Genomic DNA, 6,069 nt, shown 5'->3' on the forward strand with positions numbered 1-6,069 from the left:
TCTTCATCGCTCGCAGTTCAGCGCTATTATCTACTCAATTATTTCAAAATCTGTAGCAGATATTGCAGAATTTCTTCAATCAATTGTTTGACCAAGGCATCTTGATTGTTGTCATTTTCACTGCTTGCCATGGATGTCTCTCCCACAGAACCACCACTCGATTTAAACTCTTTTTGCAAACTTAAAATCTTGTCTTCTGCGACATCTGCAGCACACTGGCTTTCAGCATCCCAATGCAAATAAGCGATATCTTGATTTGCTTTTACTTGGGTGGCTTTGAGTGGCAAACGGTAGGTATTACGCTTTTGGTCTTCAGTTAATTCTGGAAAGAAATTAATTCCAGTCAGTTCTTCTAGCGCACAAATACTCATGACTTTGACTGTCGGTGCCGTATCACGCAAGGTATTGTCCGCATAGTACACGCCTGCAACACCTTTTTTCGGCAAATAGATCGCCTTATAAGTAGCGGTCGGCACGATGACCCCTTGCCCGATGGTTTTTAATTTTTTCGCACTATATACCGGCCCCGTTACCACATAGACATCTTGCTTTTGTTTGGTCACTATCGCCCGTGTGGCTTCTTCTAACTCACGCCACACTTGCTGATTATTTTTTGGAGCTTGCGGCACCATATTGGCCAAAGAAAAACTATCTAACTGCGCAGCTTTATTGGGCATATCGGCATTTGGCGCCATGTGTCCACGGTCATAGCCTGAAGATTTATAGTCTGACAGCAAAGCCCGATATTCAGACGGCACGCGAGTCTCTTCATGAAAGTTATCTTCACGCGGAATTTTTTGACTCAGGCGTGCGGGGGTTAATGCTTCTGCAACCCAAAGCGGTGTCTTGGATATCCCTGAATACATGACATTAAAGCCATTAAAACACAGTGGAAAACTGTTTTTATGTAGGCTTTCACGGACCAAATAAGGTGGCACTTCACGATAAAATTGGTCCAAACAGGCGCTATTTGAAGTGCTGCTCATAGAAACAAGTTGTTGAATTTTTTCTTGCCCGAAAGCAATAGCAAAGCTTCCTGTTGCCACCAGACCCAACAGCACTTTTATGCCATTTTGCCCAAATAACTGTGAAAGTGGATTTGCTGAATTGCGTTTCTTTTTGACCATGACTTACAACAATGACTTCTAAAAGGACTATTTTTCCGCAGCTTAGCAAGGGTGCATATTTTAGTACACTTTTCTTTTTTAATTTGCTTAACAATCACACAAATATTGTTTAACAAAGCAGCAGTTGATGTAACTTTATGTCGCAGTTGTGCAGTTCTTTATAGGAGGTCATGAAGCAGTTGCGTATGTTTCATTGAATTCGCCTCAAGAATTATGACAAGGTAAAAATACGAAAAATTGCGATAAAAATATACGGAGTGATTATGCATTCTAAAATTTTAGGTTTAGGTTTAATTTCAGGTTTAATGAGCGCAGCAGCATTTGCAGAGCCGCCGATTCAACCCGGTGATACATTAGAAAGCTTATCTAAAGTCAAAATTGTGACCACCTTGAATGGTCAACCTGGTTCCATTCAGGACTTAGTTTCAAGTGGCCAAGTTCAATTGGTTGAAGCTCCTGCCGGACAAGTCAATCCCGCTGCAACAGAACAGCCCTTAAACCCTGAACAGGCTCAGGCAAACCAAATCGATCCGAATGCCCCTGCAGTCCCTGCAAATGCTGAACAAGCAGCGACTGAAGCGGAAAATGCACTCGCAAATGAACAGCAAAGTGTAGCTGCTGCACCTACAGAGCAGTCTGTGCCAACTGAACAAACGGCAGTGGCCAATACACCTGAAGCCGCGGTAACTGAAGCACCTGTGGAAACAGCACAGCAAGTACCTGAAGCCGTATCAGCGGATAACAACGCTGCACCCGTCATTGCCTCTTCTGCAGAAGCGCCAGTGAATGCCGATAGCGCATCGGCTGCATTACCTGAAGCCCCTCAAGCACAACAGGATGCTTTTATGGCAGCACCTGAAACTCAAAGTGCAAATCCTGCAGATGCATCAATTCAAGCCAACCCAGAAGCACCTGTTGCTGACGAAGCCATCCAAGCTGCGCCTGAAGCCTCTGCAGATGTAGACGCGACAATCAACTAATCAGCGTATTTTCAAGGATGAAATAACGCAACATGTTCATTCTGTTGTTTTGCTCGCATACTCCTCCCAGGAAAAAGCAACAGAATGATCTCTATGTCTTTGGACTAAATAAGTTCAATTATCCCAAATAAAAAAGCCAGAATTGATCTGGCTTTTTCGTGTTTAACTTTTAAATCTATGCCTAAAAGTTAAATCTACGTCTTAAATTTCAATCTGGCTGCCCAACTCAACCACACGGTTGGTTGGAATTTGATAAAAATCGCTGACTGGACTGGTATTTCGCTGCATAGAGATAAACAGCTTTTCTCGCCAAGGTGCCATTCCTTCACCCAATGTATGAATAATACGGTCTCTGGAAATAAAGAAACTGATTTGCATTAGATCAAATTCAAAGCCCAATTCACGATACGCATGCTCCAAAGCGGCAGGAATATTCGGCTGATCTTTAAACCCATAAAACATTGTGATTCGATAGAATCGATCATCTAGTTTTTCCGTGATCACCCGCTCATTTTCGGGTACAAATGGCACATCTCGGGTGTTGACCGTAACCATAATATTGCGTTCATGCAGAACTTTGTTGTGCTTAATATTATGCAACATGGCATGAGGCACGATCTCAGGCGTTCCTGTCAAGAATACGGCATCACCTGGAACAAACTTGGTTTCACTACCCATGCTGACACTGCGAATAAACAGGTCAATAGGCAAGGCATCTTTACCGAGTCGATTGAGCACCAATGCCCGACCATCTTTCCACGTCATTAAAATCGTAAACAATACAGCACCAATCAGGATTGGAACCCAACCGCCCGCTGCAATTTTTAATGATGTCGATGCAACAAAGATCAAATCAATCAATAAAAATGGCACTGCAAATATTGCCACTTTCCAAACGGGCCAACGCCATAAACCATAAGCCAAAACTGAGATCAAAATCGTACCGCAGAGCATGGTCATGGTCACAGCTACGCCATACGCACTGGCCAAATTCGCACTGTTTTCAAACAGCAAGATCAAGATCAGCACCGAGATAAACAATGCCCAGTTAATAAATGGTAAATAAATCTGACCACGTTCAACTTCAGAGGTATGTTTCACTGTCAAACGCGGCAAGTAACGCAATTGAATCGCCTGATTGACCATGGAGAATACCCCTGTGATCACCGCTTGAGAGGCAATCACCGCGGCCGCAGTTGCCAAAGCAATCATTGGATACAATGCCCATTCAGGAATCAGCATATAGAATGGATTGGCTAAAGCTTCAGGATTACGCAGTAGCAAAGCACCTTGACCCGCATAGTTCAACAGCAAGCACGGCATCACCACAATAAACCATGCCAAGCGGATTGGGAGTCGGCCAAAATGCCCCATATCGGCATAGATTGCCTCACCACCCGTCATCGTCAAGATAACCGCACCCATAGTCAAAAATGCAACATAAGGCTGCTGAACCACAAAATTGAAGGCCCAATGTGGACTGATCATGGTCAATACAAATGGCGTTTGCGAAATACTCCATAGTCCAAAACCACCAATGGATAAAAACCACATGAGCGTTAAAGGCCCAAAGAATTTACCCATCGTGCCTGTGCCATGGCGTTGCACTAAAAATAGCCCCGCTAAAATACCGATCGATAAGGGTTGCAGCCATTGGTTAAACATCGGCGTCGCAATACTTAAGCCTTCAATCGCGGATAACACAGAGATTGCGGGGGTAATGATCCCATCACCAAAGAACAAAGATGCCCCAATAAAGCCAAGGGCAATCAGGTAGATTTTTTTGTTTTCGGCAATTCGTGTGGTTCGTAGATTCAAGGCCAACAGCGACATAATACCGCCCTCGCCATTGTTATCTGCGCGCATGATGATGCTGACGTATTTAAAACTAATCGTCAGCATGATGCACCAGAAAATCAGGGACAGAATACCCAGCACAGACGCTTCGCTAATCGCCAAGTGTGCTGTGAGGAAACATTGGCGCAGCGCATATAATGGGCTCGTCCCAATGTCTCCGAATACTACGCCCAAAGCTGCCAAGGTGATGGCAGGCAATGCGGCTTTTTGTGCAGTACTTTGCATATAATTGTCTTCAATTTAGACAGGATTTTTGCGAATCATAGCACCGCTCAAGATGTTTTTGTCTAATTCAATTGTTTCTCTTGGCAGAATATATTTTTTTCGCTATTATCCACCGCGCAAAAGGTGAAGTGTCCGAGTGGCTGAAGGAGCACGCCTGGAAAGTGTGTAAACGTTTATAGCGTTTCGAGGGTTCGAATCCCTCTTTCACCGCCAAATTTGATATTTATAGTAGTTTACCGTAGTGCAAAAGGCTTGATTCTAAAGGGATTGAGCCTTTTTTTATGTCCGATACAATACGATGGATAACGGTAGTATACCGACTACTTTGTCGGTATATTTGTCGGTATAAATCCAAATCAGCTAAATTTTAACCACCAATCCCAAAAGTGCTGATTTTATACCGACAACTAGGAGAAATCAGAAATGGCAAAACAGTCTAACAAGCTGACTGCTAAAGGCGTGAAGAACCTTAACTTTGATGTGAATGGCGCAAAGAAGCAAAGACACCCTGACGGCGGTGGCCTGTATTTATTGATTGATGATACCGAAGCGAAGTATTGGCGCATGGATTACCGCCGACCAGTGACGCAAAAATACAACACCCTTGCAATTGGTACTTATCCAACCATTAGCCTTGAACAGGCGCGAGCAAAGAGAGAAGAATTTAAAAAGATGCTGGCAGACGGTATCGACCCAGCCGAGCAGCGCAATAATAAAAAACGTGAGCAGCTTGAAACCTTAGAGAATACCTTTAGCAAATTTGCTGCGGAATGGTTAGAGATTCGCAGGCATGAAGGAAAGGTAGACAGTGAAACAATACGCAAACTTGATAAAGACATACTCCCCTTTATTGGCAAGTTGCCAGTAGCACAACTGACCACTGAGCAACTGGAGCGTGATGTGACCGATGCACTTGTTGAACGTGGTGCGCTTGAATCGGCTAGACGTGTTAAGTCAATTATGAATATGGTGCTTAAACTTCCGTTAAAACGCCGAATCATTACTTATAACCCTGCTCCCGACATTAGCCTACCCCAACCGATTAAAGGCAATCATAACGCCGTGACTGACGAAAGAGAGTTAGCCGATCTATTGCGTAAAACATGGCGTTTAACTAAGGACTTCCCACGTACAAGAATCAGAACCGAGTTAGCACTAAAGTTGTCAGCGTATATTTATCAGCGCCCAGGAGAAATCAGAACCTTACTATGGGAATCGGTAGACTTTGAAAATAGATGCTTGTCATTTGCAGCAAGTAAAACAAATCAAGACCACATAGTACCGCTATCAATTCAGGCTTATGACATTCTCAAGCAACTGGAGGAACTACGGACAACTTCAAAATATGTATTCCCAAGTGTCAAAACTTCATCTGAGTGCATGAGTACAGAAACATTGACCCAAGTATTAAAGCGACTAGGTTTTAAAGGAAAGCACACAGCACACGGATTCAGAGCAACGGCGAGAACGCTGCTCGATGAAGAAATTGAATACAGAACTGATATTGTGGAACACCAGCTTGCACACAAGGTTAAAGACCCAAACGGTACAGCCTACAACCGAACTAAATTTTTACGCCGTAGACGTGAAATGATGCAGCTATGGTCGGATTATCTGGACACACTTCGTCAAGGTGGGGATGTATCGAAGTTTAAGCCAAATGATGAAAGTGAAAATTTGATTCTCTTTAAACAGAACACCAAAACTGCATAATTTTCTATATTATTGAATTGCTAAGTCTAGGTTAGCTACCGGTGAGTAGACCAAGGGAATTTCACCCTTAGCCCCTCGCAGAACCGGACATGAACCTCTCAGCTCATCCGGCTCCCATTATCCAACCGATGGTAAACATCCCATTTTCCAGTGCACAAAGGCATTTG

The 6,069-nt window shown here is 43.6% G+C and carries 4 protein-coding genes and 1 tRNA gene; 3 read left to right on the plus strand and 2 right to left on the minus strand.

What is annotated here, in order from left to right:
* Positions 1–38 precede the first annotated feature (38 nt).
* A complete protein-coding gene (locus FTV03_RS12305; protein ID WP_078193159.1) occupies positions 39–1,127 on the minus strand; it encodes a DNA/RNA non-specific endonuclease in 1,089 nt (362 codons plus the stop codon).
* A 263-nt stretch (positions 1,128–1,390) separates the two neighbouring features.
* Here FTV03_RS12305 and FTV03_RS12310 point away from each other — a divergent pair, with 263 nt between their 5' ends.
* Entirely contained in the window at positions 1,391–2,107 is a 717-nt protein-coding gene (locus FTV03_RS12310; protein ID WP_180041560.1) for a hypothetical protein, read from the plus strand.
* A gap of 201 nt (positions 2,108–2,308) precedes the next feature.
* Here the strand turns inward: FTV03_RS12310 and FTV03_RS12315 are convergent, their stop codons facing one another.
* Positions 2,309–4,189, minus strand: a complete 1,881-nt coding sequence (locus tag FTV03_RS12315; RefSeq protein WP_078193161.1) for a potassium transporter Kup — start codon at positions 4,187–4,189, stop codon at positions 2,309–2,311.
* Positions 4,190–4,311: 122 nt separating this feature from the next.
* Between FTV03_RS12315 and FTV03_RS12320 the strand changes: the two genes are divergently transcribed.
* Positions 4,312–4,402: transfer RNA gene (locus FTV03_RS12320), tRNA-Ser, on the plus strand.
* A 210-nt stretch (positions 4,403–4,612) separates the two neighbouring features.
* A complete protein-coding gene (locus FTV03_RS12325; protein ID WP_180041561.1) occupies positions 4,613–5,902 on the plus strand; it encodes an integrase arm-type DNA-binding domain-containing protein in 1,290 nt (429 codons plus the stop codon).
* Positions 5,903–6,069 lie beyond the last annotated feature (167 nt).

Origin of the sequence: Acinetobacter sp. YH12218 (assembly GCF_013417925.1) — a bacterium.
GTDB classification, from domain to species: domain Bacteria; phylum Pseudomonadota; class Gammaproteobacteria; order Pseudomonadales; family Moraxellaceae; genus Acinetobacter; species Acinetobacter amyesii.